17 protein-coding genes are annotated in these 16,270 nt (G+C 45.2%); 12 read left to right on the top strand and 5 right to left on the bottom strand.

Features of this window, described 5'->3' with window-relative positions:
• Nucleotides 1-8: 8 nt before the first annotated feature.
• Nucleotides 9-1,370, bottom strand: coding sequence for a YheC/YheD family endospore coat-associated protein (locus D1B31_RS00075; RefSeq protein ID WP_240035133.1), 1,362 nt, complete (start codon nt 1,368-1,370; stop codon nt 9-11).
• Between the two features lie 269 nt (nt 1,371-1,639).
• On the opposite strand from D1B31_RS00075, the gene D1B31_RS00080 reads away from it, so the two are divergent.
• The 6 genes from D1B31_RS00080 to D1B31_RS00105 all read left to right on the top strand — a co-directional run bounded on the left by D1B31_RS00080 (nt 1,640) and on the right by D1B31_RS00105 (nt 7,610).
• Nucleotides 1,640-2,776: a DUF445 domain-containing protein gene (locus D1B31_RS00080; protein WP_118918723.1), complete on the top strand. Its 1,137-nt coding sequence runs from the start codon at nt 1,640-1,642 to the stop codon at nt 2,774-2,776.
• A gap of 97 nt (nt 2,777-2,873) precedes the next feature.
• Complete coding sequence (locus D1B31_RS00085; protein ID WP_118918724.1) at nt 2,874-3,227, top strand: YlbF/YmcA family competence regulator; 354 nt, start codon at nt 2,874-2,876, stop codon at nt 3,225-3,227.
• 228 nt (nt 3,228-3,455) lie between these two features.
• A complete protein-coding gene (locus tag D1B31_RS00090) occupies nt 3,456-3,968 on the top strand; it encodes a DUF2179 domain-containing protein (protein WP_118918725.1) in 513 nt (170 codons plus the stop codon).
• 159 nt (nt 3,969-4,127) lie between these two features.
• Entirely contained in the window at nt 4,128-4,997 is an 870-nt protein-coding gene (locus tag D1B31_RS00095) for a Cof-type HAD-IIB family hydrolase (RefSeq protein WP_118918726.1), read from the top strand.
• A gap of 160 nt (nt 4,998-5,157) precedes the next feature.
• The gene (locus D1B31_RS00100) at nt 5,158-6,675 is read left to right on the top strand and encodes a coproporphyrinogen III oxidase (protein WP_118918727.1); all 1,518 of its coding nucleotides are present in this window, start codon (nt 5,158-5,160) and stop codon (nt 6,673-6,675) included.
• 143 nt (nt 6,676-6,818) lie between these two features.
• Nucleotides 6,819-7,610, top strand: a complete 792-nt coding sequence (locus D1B31_RS00105) for an enoyl-CoA hydratase (RefSeq protein ID WP_118919191.1) — start codon at nt 6,819-6,821, stop codon at nt 7,608-7,610.
• Between the two features lie 83 nt (nt 7,611-7,693).
• On the opposite strand, the gene D1B31_RS00110 is transcribed toward D1B31_RS00105, so the two are convergent.
• Nucleotides 7,694-7,879, bottom strand: coding sequence for a YhzD family protein (locus tag D1B31_RS00110; protein WP_118918728.1), 186 nt, complete (start codon nt 7,877-7,879; stop codon nt 7,694-7,696).
• Nucleotides 7,880-8,069: 190 nt separating this feature from the next.
• On the opposite strand from D1B31_RS00110, the gene D1B31_RS00115 reads away from it, so the two are divergent.
• The 4 genes from D1B31_RS00115 to D1B31_RS00130 all read left to right on the top strand — a co-directional run bounded on the left by D1B31_RS00115 (nt 8,070) and on the right by D1B31_RS00130 (nt 13,591).
• The gene (locus D1B31_RS00115) at nt 8,070-9,287 is read left to right on the top strand and encodes a metallophosphoesterase family protein (RefSeq protein ID WP_118918729.1); all 1,218 of its coding nucleotides are present in this window, start codon (nt 8,070-8,072) and stop codon (nt 9,285-9,287) included.
• Nucleotides 9,288-9,314: 27 nt separating this feature from the next.
• Nucleotides 9,315-12,302, top strand: coding sequence for an ATP-binding protein (locus D1B31_RS00120; RefSeq protein ID WP_118918730.1), 2,988 nt, complete (start codon nt 9,315-9,317; stop codon nt 12,300-12,302).
• A gap of 53 nt (nt 12,303-12,355) precedes the next feature.
• Nucleotides 12,356-13,300, top strand: a complete 945-nt coding sequence (yhaM, locus tag D1B31_RS00125) for a 3'-5' exoribonuclease YhaM (protein WP_118918731.1) — start codon at nt 12,356-12,358, stop codon at nt 13,298-13,300.
• Between the two features lie 114 nt (nt 13,301-13,414).
• The gene (locus tag D1B31_RS00130; protein WP_118918732.1) at nt 13,415-13,591 is read left to right on the top strand and encodes a sporulation YhaL family protein; all 177 of its coding nucleotides are present in this window, start codon (nt 13,415-13,417) and stop codon (nt 13,589-13,591) included.
• Nucleotides 13,592-13,668: 77 nt separating this feature from the next.
• Here the strand turns inward: D1B31_RS00130 and D1B31_RS00135 are convergent, their stop codons facing one another.
• Nucleotides 13,669-14,535: a peptidylprolyl isomerase gene (locus tag D1B31_RS00135; RefSeq protein WP_118918733.1), complete on the bottom strand. Its 867-nt coding sequence runs from the start codon at nt 14,533-14,535 to the stop codon at nt 13,669-13,671.
• A gap of 228 nt (nt 14,536-14,763) precedes the next feature.
• Between D1B31_RS00135 and D1B31_RS00140 the strand changes: the two genes are divergently transcribed.
• The gene (locus D1B31_RS00140) at nt 14,764-14,850 is read left to right on the top strand and encodes a YjcZ family sporulation protein (protein ID WP_118918734.1); all 87 of its coding nucleotides are present in this window, start codon (nt 14,764-14,766) and stop codon (nt 14,848-14,850) included.
• Nucleotides 14,851-14,926: 76 nt separating this feature from the next.
• On the opposite strand, the gene D1B31_RS00145 is transcribed toward D1B31_RS00140, so the two are convergent.
• Entirely contained in the window at nt 14,927-15,106 is a 180-nt protein-coding gene (locus D1B31_RS00145) for a hypothetical protein (protein ID WP_118918735.1), read from the bottom strand.
• Between the two features lie 191 nt (nt 15,107-15,297).
• On the opposite strand from D1B31_RS00145, the gene D1B31_RS00150 reads away from it, so the two are divergent.
• Nucleotides 15,298-15,615, top strand: coding sequence for a DUF1878 family protein (locus tag D1B31_RS00150; protein WP_158587383.1), 318 nt, complete (start codon nt 15,298-15,300; stop codon nt 15,613-15,615).
• Nucleotides 15,616-15,646: 31 nt separating this feature from the next.
• Here the strand turns inward: D1B31_RS00150 and D1B31_RS00155 are convergent, their stop codons facing one another.
• Entirely contained in the window at nt 15,647-16,219 is a 573-nt protein-coding gene (locus tag D1B31_RS00155; protein WP_118918737.1) for an HTH-type transcriptional regulator Hpr, read from the bottom strand.
• Nucleotides 16,220-16,270 lie beyond the last annotated feature (51 nt).

Genomic DNA, 16,270 nt, shown 5'->3' on the forward strand with positions numbered 1-16,270 from the left:
TTTTAACGTTATTTATAAATCTCTTCAGGTATTAAAACCGCTTTCTCCGCTAAGTATATGCAGTATTCAACCGTCAATTTCCTTGTCAGGATTTCATAGTTGCGGAGCCCGCTATGATGGAAGATGGATCTTCCGGGTTTTGAATTCACCTCGAAAAGCCAGACAATCCCATCGCGGTCAATCCCAAAGTCAAAACCGAATTCACCTGTGATACCGTCAATTTTTTTCTCAAGTAAATGGCTAAGCTCTAAGGCTGCGGCTGATAATTTCCGTTCCACTTCCTTCGATTTTTTCTCGCTGAACAGTTCCTTCAGAGTATGAATATCCCCGCCGCTTCTGACATGGGTTGTAATACTACCATAACCTGCAACCTTGCCTGCAATGGCAGATACCTGCCATTGTCCATTGCCGTCTTTATTCGTATGGACCCGGAAATCTACAGGCCTGTCATTGACTTTCAAAAGGATAATTCTCTGCTGGACGAGCAGTTTTTTTAGTTTTGCCTCATCAAACATGTTTGATATTAGTGCATCCAGGCTGCTGAATTTCAACAGCTTATTCTTGCCGTTTTTATCACGGAAACGGCAATAGCAGGTGGAGCCGGGGAATTCGGCAATCACATGGCGGATGCCCATCCCGAGCGTCCCGTTTGCGGGCTTTAAATAAACCGCGCCGAATTTATCGAGGAGCCTTCTCGCTTCATCGACAGATGTAAACAGAAGTGTCTCAGGCATATACTTCTGTGCTTCGGGAACATCCTTGAGCCGGTTGAGAATGTCAAACTTATTGAAAAAACCGGGATTGAACCATGGAATCATATAGTCTTTCATCAGTTTCTCTTTTGCAAGGCGGGCCTCAGGCCTGTTCTCACTCCTTCTCGTTGGCAGTCGGTCGTAAATGACATTCGGAAAAGGCACTGTCCGTGTTTCCCATTTTCCTCCTGCAAATAAATAACCTTTTATCAAGTTGTGTTCCCAATCAATTCCATTGCCGGTAAAAAGAAAACCGACTGCCCCTGAAGAGCTGCACGTATCAAGCAATTTTGAGTAAAACCGGGTTCTGTCCCCGGCAGGCTTTTCGGAGGAATCAATCAGGTTGGATGTAAACAGTCCGATTAATGGGGCTAAGTATAATGTGTCCGCATCACAAAAAAGCCCTATTTTATTCAATGTTTCAGGAAGGCGCAGTTTTTCCGCAACGGCTTTGCTAATGACTGCGATGTCCTTTTTTTGCGGCTGGGGGAGAAGGACGGCATCTATCACTGCCGTGCCGAAAGCTACTTTTTTAATGGAGATTCCTGGGGTAAACCCCTTCGGATAATAGAATATGGGCTTGTCATGATCCAAAGTTTCAATAGGATAAACGTTCACCAACGATCTCACGTCCTTTACAGTCTGAAAGCCGTCTATCTAAATTATGTTTATTCCGATACAATGGTTAAAATTTGTGTAAACGGGAATTTTCTACCGAAGGCGAGCCCCAGGACAATTTTGCAAAAAAAGAAAATCGTTATTTTCAAAAAAGAGGGTCAGCCCCTGCTAAATTAGGGTAAAGATGGGCAAAAACTGATATAGTAGCCTATGTGCAGGACAAGTAAAATGTTCGTGTTATTTTTCTTTTCGGAAAGGTTGAATCTTACATGAATATCTTTATCACAATCATATTTATGACGTTAATCGGCGCACTGATTGGCGGATTTACAAACCATTTAGCCATTAAAATGCTGTTTAGACCATATAAGACACTCTATATTGGCAAATGGAGGGTGCCCTTCACGCCGGGGTTGATTCCAAAGAGACGAGATGAATTAGCACGGCAGATGGGCAGGATGGTCGTCGAGCATCTCATTACCCCGGAAAGCATCAAAGGCAAGTTCATGCAGAAGGAATTTCAAGAGGACATGACCGGGCTCGTCAAAAAGGAGCTAAGGACATTCCTTGAATCGGACATAACGATTAACCATCTGCTTGACCAGGCTGGAATTGAACATGGAGCAAAGCGAATTGAAAAGAGGATCGGCCGTTTCGTGGAAAGCGTGTATGAAAAGGCGATGAGTCAGTACAGGGGTATGCCGATTGCTGAGGTCCTTCCACAGCCGCTCCTTCAAGGCGCGGAGAAAAAGATACCGGAAATAAGTTCCTATATCCTTAGCAAGGGTGCGGATTATTTTTCGAGCTATGAAGGCAAGGCGCGAATTCAAATCATGTTTGATGAGTTTTTCAAGGATAAAGGAATGCTGGGCAATATGCTGCAAATGGTGCTTGGAAATGTTAGCATTGCCGATAAAATCCAGCCTGAAATCATTAAGTTTTTCAGAAGTGAAGGCGCACATGGGTTGATCACAAGCATTTTGCGTAAAGAATGGGCGAAACTTCTTGAACGGGATGCCGCTGAGCTAGAGGAAATGGCCGGCAGGGAGAAAATTGTCAACGCCCTAAAGGAGTATGCGGTCAATCTTGCCGGGACTGAAAAACTTCTCGCTACCCCAGCCTCAGAATTGCTCGCTTCGTATAAGGAAACAATTCTTGACAGGATGGCACCGAACATTGTATTCATGCTTGGCGACTGGCTGACGTCGAGAATTGATATGATGATGGAAAAACTCCGTCTTCAGGAGCTGGTCAGTGACCAGGTTGCGACCTTTTCACTTGAACGGCTCGAGGATATGGTGCTTGGAATCACGAGAAGCGAGTTGAAAATGATTACGTATCTTGGCGCGCTACTCGGGGGGATGATTGGGATTTTTCAAGGAATATTTGCAATCCTCTTTTCATAATATATACCGCTATGGCTTTTTGCGCCGGGCATTCCATTCCTAACACAGGTTTGGTATAGTGAACAGGAATGCCACATTGAATAAGGGAGTGTTACGATTGGCAGTAAATTTGTATGATGCCGCTTATGAGCTAGAAAAGGCGATTCGGCAAAGCGCTGAGTATAATAATTTGAAAAGAATTTATGATGAAGTGAATGCTGACGAATCTGCCCGCAGGATGTTTGATAACTTCCGCCAAATTCAAATGAATCTTCAGCAGAAGCAAATGACGGGTCAGGAGATTGGCCAGGATGAACTCGTCCAGGCGCAGCAGTCGGTAGCACTTGTCCAACAGCATCCGGCCATCTCAAGGCTAATGGAAGCGGAACAAAGAATGGGTATGATTATTGGCGAACTGAACCAGCTGATCATGAAGCCGCTTGAGGAGCTGTACGGGGTTCCGAAGCAATAATTGAATAGAAAAATCCCGGTCGAGTGATCAGCCGGGATTTTTTTACAATAATGAATATTGAATGAGATTGTTGCCCGCCATGTTTTGGGAAGGCGGGTTTTAGGGAATAGATCAAATTACTGCGTCCGCCACGGACTCGGGATTTTCCGGTAATTCGTTCAGCTTCTTTACTTAATACCCAAAGGAAACCAAGCACTTGCTTTTTGATTAACTACAGAGGTGAAAGCATTGTCATCTATTATTCTTACTATTATAGGCATCAACATTTTATATGTTTCCTTGTTTACGCTTCGGGTCATGATTGTGATGAAAGGCTATCGGGTATTAGCTTCAGTCCTGTCAATGGGCGAGGTTTTTGTATACTTGATGGGCTTGACGATTGTCCTTGATAATCTGGACAAGCCGCTCAATATTGCCGCCTATTGCTTTGGCTGGGGCCTTGGCGTTTACATAGGCAGCAGAATTGAGGCTTATCTGGCACTCGGGTATGTGGTCGTAGAAGTGATTGTTGATTCCCTCGACACCACTTTACCCGTGCAGATCAGAGAACAAGGCTTCGGGGTGACTTCGTGGCTGGCTGACGGGAAGGATGGCAAAAGGCTTGTGATGAAGATTCTCGCAAGGCGGAACCGTGAGCCTAAACTGCGGAAATTCATTACATCAATCTACCCGAAAGCGTTCATGATTTCTTATGAGCCTACGCGCTTTAATGGAGGCTTCCTGCTTAAGAGGCTTGGTTGATTAAATAGTAGAGAGCAGAGAGCGCAAACGTCGTTTTGCGCTCTTTTTGTTGTTCTGCCACTCCGATGGAAACTATTTTTGCAAGGATTGTTCTAGAAAAATCCGAAATCTCATACAAGTTTAAATAAGGATGATTCCATCAGGACAGGGGGCACCACTATGATTTACCGTTTGCTGGCTTTAAATATAGACGGCACACTTCTTGACAGCGCCGGAAAGCTCCATAAAACAACTAGAGAAGCAATCAGCTACGTCCGGCAGAAAGGGGTAATTGTCACCCTCGTGACATCCCGCAACTTCGCCTCTGCAAAAAAAGTCGCCCGCGTCTTAAAACTGAATGAGCTTTTCGTCTCCCATCACGGGGCTTATATATCCACGCCTGCTGGCAATGCCGAGTTTATTAAACGAATCAACGAGGACGTCACTTACGAAATTGTCAGGTTCCTTGAAGGACTGCAGTGCCAGATTCGCCTAGTCCACGAAAAATTTTCGCTCGCGAATAAACTGCACCTCAATAACAATCTCCTGGCAAAAGCAATCTTTACCTCAGGGGATCCATTGACCTATTCGCATCAATTTACAGCTGACCTGAGCGACTCACTTGTTGATACACCGGTTGCGCCGCCTAAAATTGAGGCGTATTTTGAAACAGAGCAGGAATTACAAGATGCAAAACAGGCAATCAAGACAACGTTTAGCGAAGTGGAAACAGTAGACAATACGGGGCTCAAGTTGGACATTGTGCCGGCGGGCGTGTCTAAATTGTCGGGCCTCCTCTATATTTGTGACCGGCTTGGAGTCAGCCCGAAGGAAGTGGTGGCGATTGGTGACGGGCTGGATGATATTCCGTTCATCGAGGCAGCCGGGCTCGGGGTCGCGATGGGAAATGCCTCATATGAAGTGAAAAGGGCCGCCGACTGGGTCACACGTTCGGAAAATGAACACGGCGTTGCCTATATGGTGAAGGAGCACTTTAGGAGGCAGCACCCAATTGCCTTTTTGAAAAAAATGAACATCATTAAGAAGTAATCAGGAGCGGCAGGGGCGGAAGATATCGCTTTTGCCGCTTTATTATATCCGGTTGATCATGGGGGTCGAAAAACTTTGGTTGCCATATTTTCCACCATATTGACCTTGCATATCCGATTCTGTACACTTAAGGAAGCAAAAATTGTAAAGGTGGATGAACGTGCGAATATCAATTACCGGCTTGTCGGACGAACAGTTCAAGCGGCCGCTGCAGCTGATCGCAAACCTGTTTTTTGAGGAATCTGAGGTCCATTTAAATAGAATAGAAGAAGATGACTTCTCCGTAACATTCACCCTTGAACAAAATGTGGCGGAAATCAACGTTTCCGGCATTTTGGAAAACGACGGAAGACAATTGAATGCGGTACACCAGGCAACTGTTGACACGTCACTTCCCGAAAAGGAACAGTTCAAAGCCGTGAAAAATGCTGTTTCCCATGTATACTTGAAACTGCTTCAGGAACTGACGGGCATCAAGCAAAAATGGGGCATATTGACCGGAGTACGGCCGACAAAGCTGCTGCACAGAAAGCTTAGGGCCGGTGTTAAACCGGAAATTGCCCATAAGGAACTGGCTGAAGAGTATTTAATCACCCCGGAAAAGGCACAGCTGATGCAGCAGATTATTGACCGCCAGCTCGCGGCTGTTCCGGATTTATACGAATTGAAAAAAGAAGTGAGCATTTATATCGGCATTCCTTTTTGCCCGACAAAATGTGCGTATTGCACGTTCCCGGCCTATGCGATCAACGGCCGGCAGGGTTCGGTCAATTCCTTCCTTGGCGGCCTGCACCATGAGATGAGGACAATCGGCCAATGGCTGAAGGAAAGGGGCATCAAGATTACGACAGTTTATTATGGAGGTGGGACTCCGACGAGCATTACCGCCGAAGAGATGGACATGTTGTATGAAGAAATGTACACGTCTTTTCCGGACGCTAATCAAATCAGGGAGATTACGGTTGAAGCGGGGCGCCCGGATACAATCACAGCAGAGAAGCTGGAAGTATTGAAAAAATGGAACATTCATAGAATCAGTGTCAACCCACAGTCGTATATCCAGGAAACGCTAAAGGCGATTGGGCGCCATCATACTGTTCAGGAAACGATCGACAAGTTCAAACTTTCAAGAGAAATGGGCATGGACAATATTAACATGGACTTGATTATTGGACTTCCGGGGGAAGGGACGAAAGAATTCACCCATACGTTGAACGAGACCGAAAAGCTGATGCCGGAATCGCTCACAGTCCATACGCTATCCTTTAAGCGGGCGTCTGAAATGACCAAAAACCGTGACAGGTACAAGGTGGCGGACCGGAATGAAGTGGAAAAGATGATGGAGCTGGCTGAAAATTGGACACGTCAGCATGGCTATGAACCGTATTACTTATACCGGCAAAAGAATATCCTCGGGAATCTGGAAAATGTCGGCTACTCGATTCCTGGCCAGGAAAGTATCTACAACATCATCATTATGGAAGAAATGCAGACGATTATCGGGCTGGGTTGCGGGGCGGCAAGCAAATTCGTCGATCCGGCAAAAGAAGCCATCACCCACTTTGCCAACCCGAAGGATCCAAAATCGTATAACGACAGCTTTGCGCACTATACAAATGAAAAAATAAAAATCCTTGAGCAACTGTTCGAGAATAAAAACGAACCCGCATCGCTCTGATGCGGGTTTTATTTATGCTTTCCTTTAATCCGAACTGTCAAAGGAATAATTTAAAATATTTTGACTACTTTGTTAAAAATGTTACTTCCTGGATGAACAAGCTCTATAATAAAAGGGAGGGAAGCAAAGAGGAGGCGTTGAAATTGGCATTCAATTTTGTCACCGATAACGTTGATGTTTCAGTCAATGGCCGTGTTGCGACAGTTAAAATGAACAGGCCCGAAGCACTAAACGCATTGAATAAGGAAATGATCAAGGGCCTAATCAGCAGCCTGAAGGAAATCAGCGAGTCGGATGGGATCGACATCCTTGTGCTGACAGGAACAGAAAAGGCATTTTCAGCGGGCGGCGATATTAAAGCCATGCTCGTACTTGGCGATGATGAACAGGAGTTTTATTCCATCATGGACTGCATAAACGAGCTTGTCATTACCCTTTACAATTTTCCGGCCATTACGATTAGCGCTGTTTCTGGACCCGCATCTGGCTTAGGTTTCAGCCTTGCTCTGGCAACGGATTATATTTTAGCAAGAGAAGATGCCAAGCTTGCAATGAACTTTATTGGCATCGGACTGATTCCGGACGGGGGCGCGCATTTTTTCCTGGCAAAAATGATTGGCGAATCGATGGCGAAGCAGCTTGTTTGGGAAGGAAAGACACTGAATGCGCACGAAGCGTATACACAGGGGCTTATCCATGAGGTGGCTTCCGATTTGGACACAGCCTTGACGGAGAAGATACATTCTTATCTCAAAAAACCTGTTCAGGCAATGATCAAAACAAAATTGATTCTTGCCGAACTCAATCGTCCCAAGCTGTTGAAAGTATTGGAACTAGAAAAGTATGCCCAGCGCAAAATGTCGGAAACGAAAGACCATAGAGAAGGAATCAAGGCCTTTGTCGAGAAACGGGCGCCCAAATTTACGGGCAGGTAAGAATCGCGGCAAAAAAAGAAGCCGGAGAAATTTCGGCTTCTTTCAGACCGGCACGGTCCGGTGGTTTTCAACGATCTCACTGATTATGAATGAAAGAGGAGCAGTTTTCCGTCAGGAGAAGTGCAGCGGTGGGCCTTTTCCAGGAGCCCTTTTTCCTCCAGAACCTTCCTCCCTATTTCCTGAGCGGCATCGTCATTTTCCGCCTGGAACGATTCATCCAAAAGCTTATTCCCATCCTGTTCAAATGCAGTCAACTTATAGGTTTTCAAGTCCATCCCCCTTTTAATTTCCACTTTACCTACATTTTTACATAGGAAAAATAAATCCGCAAATTCAAATTCTTCAACACAAAGAAATCAGAACGTGCATTCGCTTTTTTAGGGTGATACAATAAAGGAAACGAATGCGAAACAACATTGAAAATTAGCCAGGCTTTCTTGCCTGAAAGGAGGTCATTAAATGAAAAAAGTAACCTTTATCCATGCGGCAGATCTTCATCTGGACAGCCCCATGGCCGGGTTGAAAAACCTTCCAGAACCTATTTTTGCACGGCTCAAAGAAAGCACGTTTAGTTCCCTGAGAAAAATTGTCGATGCGGCAATCAGCAATGAAGTTGACTTTGTCATTTTAGCAGGAGATTTATACGACGGTGAAGATCGGAGCTTGAAGGCCCAATCACGCTTCCGGGCCGAAATGGAAAGGCTTCTTGGAAAAGGGATCCCTGTTTTTGCAATTCATGGCAACCATGATCATTTGGGAGGCTCATGGGTGAAAATGCAAATGCCGGAAAACGTCCATATTTTTGGCAGCAAAACAGAAAGTGTTTTGTTAGAAACCGAATCAGGTGCAGCTGTGAATCTCTATGGTTTCAGTTATCCAACGAGGCATGTAACGGAACGGAAAATCCATACATATGAAAAAGCAGCCGGCGGCGATTTCCACATCGGCATCCTCCACGGCAGTGATGGCTCAACTACCGAGCATGGCAGCTATTGTCCGTTCGCGGTAGGGGAGCTGCTTGAAAAACAATTCGATTATTGGGCTTTGGGGCATATCCATAAACGGGCATTGCTGGCTGAAAACCCGCCAATAGTCTATCCGGGGAATATCCAAGGGAGAAACCGGAAGGAAACAGGTGAAAAAGGCTGTTATTTGGTAAGTCTCGATGAGGCGGGGGCAAACCTTGAATTCATGGAAACAAATGATATTGTTTGGCATGAAGCTGACATTAGTGCAAGGGGAATCACTGATTTCGATGGAATATACCGTTTGCTTTTGAAAGAAAAGGAGAAGTTTCGCAGAGTAGGAAAGGGAGTATTACTCTCAGTCATTTTACGGGACATTGGCCTGGCCGGCCAGGATGAACTGGACAGCCTTCATAGCAACCTTCTGGAGCTTCTTCAGGACGGAGAAGAAGATGAAAGTTCCTTTGTTTGGACAACCAAGGTTCAGGTGCTCGAGGAAGATTCGTGGGAGAGGGGCGATCTTGCCGGGGAAGCGGATTTTTACAATGAACTTTTTCAGGTGGCCGATGGTTTCGGCCCTGCGTCCGAGGTGTTGGAACCTCTCTATGGCCGTCTTCCGGCAAGAAAGCATGTAAGCACCCTGGGCAAGGAAGAGGAAGCTCTTTTGCTCGAAGAAGCAGAACGGTTGCTTATCAGGCTTTTACGGAATTAAAAGACAGGACAGGAAGGAGGATATTTTATGAAGATTGAAGAGCTGCATATATACGGATTTGGGCGCCTTGAAAACTTAGTCATGACCACGATTGAAGATTTTCAAGTGTTTTACGGTGAAAATGAAGCCGGTAAATCAACCATCATGGCTTTTATCCATGCGATTCTGTTTGGGTTTCCGACGAAACAACAGCAGGAACTCCGATATGAGCCAAAAGGAGGCGGCAGGTACGGGGGGAAAATAAGTGTTCGGCATCCGGAGCATGGTTTTGCTATTATTGAAAGAATTAAAGGTAAAGCTGCTGGTGATGTAACTGTTTCACTGGAAGACGGAACAACAGGCGGTGAAGATCTGCTTAAGCGTTTCCTTGGGAATTTTGACAGGAGTATGTTCCAGGCGGTGTTTTCTTTCAACCTGCATGGATTGCAAAATATCCATCATATGAAGAATGACGATTTAGGCCGGTTTCTCTTCTCTTCAGGAACGCTTGGGACAGACAGGCTGGCCAGGGCGGAAACCGAGCTGCAAAAGGATCTTGATGCCCGTTACAAGCCTTCCGGAAGAAAACCACTGCTTAACAGCAAGCTCGCCAGCCTTCGCACCCTCGAAGGGGAATTGAAAAAGGCCGCCGAAAAAAATGGCGGATACGAGGCTTTCATTGCCGAAAGGGAGTCGCTTTTGAACAAAATCGATGAACTGAAAAGCGCCATTCCCGAATTGGCGGATAAAGCAGCGCGCTTAAAGGAATGGGAGAAAATCGAAGAATTGGCGAGGGAAGAGGCGGCTCTGGAAGCTGAAATTGCTGAATGCAAAGAAATAGATTTCCCTGTCAGGGGCATCGAGCGTCTCGAATCGTGCAAGCAGATTCTCCGCCCGTTTTCCTCACAGATTGAAAGTCTAGTAGGGAGGCGGAAAGCTCTTGCCGAAGAGCTTGATAGCTTCCAAATCAATCAAGAACTTCTTGCCCGTGAGCCTGAAGTGAATGCCGCCGCGGATGGGCTTCACGAATATGAACAGGCCGCAAATGAACTGAAACAGCTTGAAGACAAAATTCTCTTACTTGACGAAAAAATAGTGGAAGCGCGCACGAAACTCTATCTGCATCTGAGTGAAGACGAAATCCTGGCAATCAATACGGATATTTTTACAAAAAGACAGGCTGAAACGGCAGCTGACACCCGCAAAAGGATTGATGGACTAAAGCAGCAGCTGGAAACAGCTTTTACGGAAGAAAAAGCAAGCCTTGAGCAACTAGAATCCGAACTTAAGGAAGCAAAACTCAAGTTGCTTACACAGGATGAAAGGTCCCGTTTGGAAAAAGCGGCCCGGACAGGAAGCGAAGCTGAAATAAACTTGCGCCTTGAGGATTGCCGGGAGCGGATTGCCATTCTTGAAAAGGCTGCTAAGCAGGAGGCGGATTCCATAAAGACAACGAGGGCAATCGGATTCTCAGCAGCAGGTGTTGCGCTAGTTCTTCTTCTATTCGGACTATTGGATCGGGTTTGGCTCATGGCCGGAATTGGGTTTCTCATGGCGCTAGTTTCTGCAGCCATTGCATTGCGGGGCTTCAAGGCGTCTAAATCTGATGGACAGGACATGGAGCTTGAACGGCACCGTAAAAAGGAGCAGGAGCTCGAAACGGAACTGTCATCCCTTCAGTCAGGTGGAAGTGCCGGAGCAGCTTTAAAACTTGAGCAGGACAAGCGGGAGAGGATGAAAGTCAACAGCCTTGAGGCGATGCTCGGGCAGCAGAATCTCCAATATGAAAAAGTCCTTTCCAAATTCGAACGGCTTGAACAAGAAGAGGCTGACTGGCGGAACCATGTGACTGAACTATGCAGTGTGTTAAGAATTGGCGATTCAATTGGTTCGTATATGCCTGTTGAATCCTTTCAGCTTATTGAGGAATGTAAGAATGCGATTTTAGAAAAGTCACGGCTTGCCGGCAAAATTCATTCCCTACAGGATACATTGGCTGAGTTTGAAAAAACAATTAGAAGCCTGTCTGAGTTCATTCAAGGCATTCCTGCTAACGATGTTCGGCTTGCATGCCATTTCGCCAAAACAGCCCTCGAGGAAGAAAAGCGGAAAGTCATCCTTCATCGGGAAAAGAAGGCCGCACTTGAAGAGCTCGATTATGATGTACAAAAGCTGGAGAAAGAAAAATCCCTTCATGAAAAGGAATTGAAGGAGCTCTTTGCCCAGGCGGGTGCCGGAAATGAAGAGGAGTATTATCTGCTTGGGGAAGAGGCCAGGAAGCAGGATCGACTGCGGAACCGGCTGAGTGAAGTGAAGAGGGAGCTGGCATTGTCGCGTTTGAAAGGGGAAGAGAGGGCAAAGCTTCTCCCTGTCCGCAATGTTGCGGAACTGATCGAAAAAGCAGCCGAACAGCTCAAGGAAACGGAAAACAAGCTGGAAGCTGCCCGAAGCCGGCTTACGGAAGTGCGCTATGAAATCCAGGTGCTTGAAGAAGGCGGGACCTATTCCGAAATCCTTCACACCTTCAGGCAGGCCCAATCTGATTTCGCAGAGGAAGCGAAGGAATGGGCTGTCCGGATGCTGGCCCGGGAACTCCTTCAAAGAACAGTGAACCGGTTCAGAGATTACCACCTTCCAAAGCTGCTGGAAAAAGCGGGAGAATATCTGGAATTTCTAACAGGAGGGAACTATATGAAACTATTCGTTTCTCCGTCGGGCACCGGGTTCCTGATTGAAAGGGCCGACCATATCCGCTTTGAGGCAGAAGAACTGAGCCAGGCCACGACAGAACAGGTTTATGTCTCTCTAAGACTCGCTTTGGCCGAGACGATTTATGGCAAGTTCTCATTCCCGCTGATCATTGATGATAGCTTTGTAAACTTTGACGGAGAACGGGCAAGAAGGATGATTGAACTTCTAAAAAATATGAAAAATCGACAGGTATTGTTCTTTACTTGCCATGAGCATCTGCTTGGCCATTTTGAACACGGTCAAATCTATCATTTGGGCAGGAAGCCGGCTAACATTCGTGGATAATGGCGCCGTGCTGTATAATATAGTGGTTGTAATGGGAAGGAGCGACTTTAAAGATGGCGAAAAAAATACTAGAACACGAGACTGGTGAACAGGTGGAGCAATATTTACTGATCAAAAGCTCGACGAAGGGGATTGCCAGTAATGGGAAGCCGTTCCTGACCCTGATCCTTCAGGATAAGAGCGGTGATATTGAAGCGAAGCTCTGGGACGCGGGGGAAGAGGAAGAGAGAAATTACTGCGCTCAAGCCATCGTGAAGGTATTGGGTGAAATACAAAATTATCGGGGAAAAAATCAATTGAAGATCCGTCAGATTAGGCCGGCAGCGGCTCATGAAGGAGTGAAGCTGGAGGACTTCCTTGAAACGGCTCCTGTAAGCCGTGAGGAGATGGCCAGCAAACTAACCCAATATATTTTTGAAATGAAAAACCCAAATATACAAAGGATCACCCGGCACCTAATCAAGAAACATCAGCAGGCTTTTATGGAATATCCAGCAGCCACGAAAAATCATCATGAGTTCGTCTCAGGACTCGCCTATCATGTTGTCAGCATGCTTGACCTGGCAAAAGCGATTGCGAACCTGTATCCGAGCCTTGACAAGGATTTGCTGTACGCGGGAATCATCCTTCATGATATGGGGAAAGTAATCGAGCTATCGGGTCCGATTTCGACGATTTACACTGTTGAGGGGAACCTGCTCGGCCATATTACGATTATGGTGAATGAAATCGGCAAAGCGGCTGACGAACTTGGGATTGCAGGGGAGGAAGTGCTCATTCTCCAGCATATGGTCCTGTCCCACCACGGCAAGGCAGAGTGGGGGAGCCCGAAGCCGCCATTAATCAAAGAAGCGGAGATTCTGCACTATATTGATAATCTTGATGCAAAAATGAATATGCTGGATGGAGCGTTGGAGCGTGTAAAGCCTGGCGAGTTTTCCGAGCGGGTTTTTGCTCTCGATAACCGTTCATTTTATAAGCCGGTTTTTCATAAATAAGAGAGCCTTCAGGGGCTCTTTTTTCTTTGGTATCCCTGTTTCTAACGCATATTTTGCCGTGAGCTGCATATGTATACTGTAGTGGACAACCTTACAGTGGAAGGGGCAGGGATTATGACGATACCTTTTTGGATTTATTCGATTATTCTTGGCATAGCGTTTAGCGCGGTTATGGCAGTGAAAACAGGAAAAGAAGAGCGGCAGATTGAACTAGAGCTTATTGAAAAAGAAGGGGAAATTTATATGAAACGCCTCGAACTTGAAAGAGAAAAGAGGGGCCTGACAGGCTGATGACTCGGCGAAAAATCCCATAACACTAAGCGGGCAAACAAAAAAGGGGGCCAAATTGGTCCCCTTTTTAACGTGTATTATTGTTGTGGTACGGCCTCAGTAGTAAGGGCATCTTTTAAATCTTTGTCTTTAATTTTGACATTGGCTGCTTTCAGCTCCCGCTGCATGGCCGCATCCACGGTTTCAGGGGTAAGCTTTTCAGCTTTTAATTTTTGTTCTATTTCTTTTTTCATTTCATCATAGGATTTCTTTTCTTTAATATCAGTAACCTGGATGATGTGGAAACCGTATTCTGTTTTGACAGGACCGCTTATTTCATTTTTCTTCAGCTTGGCCGCGGCATCTTCAAATTCCGGTACCATTTGGCCGGCACCAGGCTGGAACCACGGAAGGTCTCCGCCATTTTCCTTTGTTGTATCGTCTGTGGAGTATTCTTTTGCAAGATCCTCGAATTTCGCGCCTTTATCAAGTTTTTCCTTGACTGTCTTGGCTGTTGCTTCGTCTTTAACAAGAATATGTCTTGATTTCACTTCAGGCTTATAGTTGTCGTAGTATTCCTTCATTTCTTTCTCAGTTACTTTGACATCCTTTAGTGCAGCCTTTTCCTGGAGTGCCATCGTCTTAAACATTTTCTTTATTTCATCCTGGTCATACTGGGCAAGATATCCTTCAGCCTGCGCGCCATACATAGCCTTGAATTCTTCAATTTTTTGTTCAATCTCTTTATCAGTCACTTTATACTTGTCGGATAGCACTTTATCATAGACAAGCTGCTGTAAAGCCTGCTCGCCATAGTTATCCTTCATCAGTTCGTATAATTCATCCTTTGAAATGTTTCCGGCTTTTGTTTCTGCAACAGTTCCTCCGCCGTTACTTGCATTATTACATGCGCCCAGGGTCATGACCCCGCCGGTGAGAGCAAGGGCAACCATCCATTTTTTCATGAGGTATCTCTCCTAAAAAGTAAATTTCCAGCAGGTTGTAAACCCACATCCATAACTATAACATAAATGGACAACAGAACAAAAATTTAATAACAGAAAAATGCAGCCACGCTGGAAGCCAGGATAAACAGCCTGTCATGAATATTATAGGAACTATGGACTCGGGCCTATTCGCAAAAGCGGGGCAATGAATAGTATATGGTAACTTTCCGAAAAGGAGGTGCCATTATGGGTGGAGGAGGATACGGAGCAGGATTCGCTTTAATTGTTGTCCTGTTTATTTTGCTAGTAATTGTTGGAGCTGCCTGGCTTTAATAAAAAGGAACATGGTGCTGGTCGCCCCATGTTCCATTATTATTCACTTTCCGGTGTACAAAAAAACTAGGAAAGCTTAGGTAAAGAGGATTTCTACATAGGACGAAATTAATAGAATCGTTACCAATATATTAATGGTTCTGAACACCTTTTCCTGGTTTTCTTCAGGAATTTCCTTTTGGATACAAAGGGAGGTTGTCAATCTATTAACAGAATATAATATAAAAAAGGCAAAGGCGCCAAAAATAAATACCACTCGGGACTCCCCCCATGCTTTTTCTCATGCTAATTTACAATACCAAATAATAATTAAAAAGAAAAGCTGGAAAACCTCTGAAATCGGGTGCTGCAGGGAGTTTAAGGGTTTACTGTAAGACGGAAAAGGTGAATAATAGAAAGGGAATTGCCAGATGGAGGAGGGGGCTGGAAATGGAACTTAAGAATCTTGTGGAACGGATTGAAATGCTGGAATATCATATGCGTCTTACAGCAGAAGCGCTGGACAGAACACCTTATGAATTGAATAAGCTTGTTATTGCTAACAAATTGTCGGAGAAGGAAGCCGGCCAATTCTTTACTCTTTGTGAGAAGATGCACAAATTAATGGAAGAACAAAAAGCGGAAGGTTTTTTAAATTTTCATCCGCTTTTTAATGAATTTTCATCATTGCTGACCCCCAAGTTAAATCCCGAAGAGGTGGTCCTGGCCTGTATAAAACAGCAATTGTTTTTGCCTTTAATGAATGAGTTTAAGAAGTTTATTTAAATCTTTGAAAATAGGTAAGAAGGTTTCCTCGCTAAACAAGCTCTTCGGATTTGCCATTTTTCCGGAGCTTGCCTTCTTCTTCGACGAATTCGCACTCAATATTATGAAACGATTTTTCGAAAATCTCCATGAAATCATCCCCATAAATATTGCGGACGATTGCCATCATCTCAATGATATCCGGAAACTTTCCATACAGTTCCCGTAAAGGCATTGCACCGGAAAAGACAGAATTGCTGTCTGGATCATAGGATTCCATTAATTCAAGCAAAATGGATTCCCCGTGCTCTGTCAGTTGAATATACGTATTTCGTTTATCATTCTCTTTTTTAGAGAATTGCAGCAGTCCTCTTTCCTCGAGTTTCTTCGAAAAGTTAAAGGCAGTCGATACATGCATGACCCCGAACTTCGCCACATCCGAAATAGACGCTCCATTCAGATGATAGGCTATCCAAAGGATGTGGTGTTCATTAATATTGAGATCATACGGCTTGATCCACTGCTGCCAGTCCTTCTCAACCGATTTCCAAAGGGCCTTGCTTAACTGTGCAATTCTCTGACTAAAAAGCAAGGCTTCCTTCATACTGTATTGTTTTTCAGCCATTCTTCTCCTCACCTCTTTTGAAAATATGGCCGGCAACTCCCCCATAAAAAT

Origin of the sequence: Neobacillus notoginsengisoli, from assembly GCF_003515685.1 — a bacterium.
Lineage (GTDB): Bacteria > Bacillota > Bacilli > Bacillales > Cytobacillaceae > Bacillus_D > Bacillus_D notoginsengisoli.

What these genes read in the sequence shown, in the direction of transcription:
- D1B31_RS00140 (WP_118918734.1), top strand. Translation starts at nt 14,764, where the DNA reads ATGGGTGGAGGAGGATACGGAGCAGGATTCGCTTTAATTGTTGTCCTG.
- D1B31_RS00130 (WP_118918732.1), top strand. Translation starts at nt 13,415, where the DNA reads ATGACGATACCTTTTTGGATTTATTCGATTATTCTTGGCATAGCGTTT.
- D1B31_RS00135 (WP_118918733.1), bottom strand. Translation starts at nt 14,535, where the DNA reads ATGAAAAAATGGATGGTTGCCCTTGCTCTCACCGGCGGGGTCATGACC.
- yhaM (WP_118918731.1), top strand. Translation starts at nt 12,356, where the DNA reads ATGGCGAAAAAAATACTAGAACACGAGACTGGTGAACAGGTGGAGCAA.
- D1B31_RS00080 (WP_118918723.1), top strand. Translation starts at nt 1,640, where the DNA reads ATGAATATCTTTATCACAATCATATTTATGACGTTAATCGGCGCACTG.
- D1B31_RS00095 (WP_118918726.1), top strand. Translation starts at nt 4,128, where the DNA reads ATGATTTACCGTTTGCTGGCTTTAAATATAGACGGCACACTTCTTGAC.
- D1B31_RS00115 (WP_118918729.1), top strand. Translation starts at nt 8,070, where the DNA reads ATGAAAAAAGTAACCTTTATCCATGCGGCAGATCTTCATCTGGACAGC.
- D1B31_RS00120 (WP_118918730.1), top strand. Translation starts at nt 9,315, where the DNA reads ATGAAGATTGAAGAGCTGCATATATACGGATTTGGGCGCCTTGAAAAC.
- D1B31_RS00155 (WP_118918737.1), bottom strand. Translation starts at nt 16,219, where the DNA reads ATGGCTGAAAAACAATACAGTATGAAGGAAGCCTTGCTTTTTAGTCAG.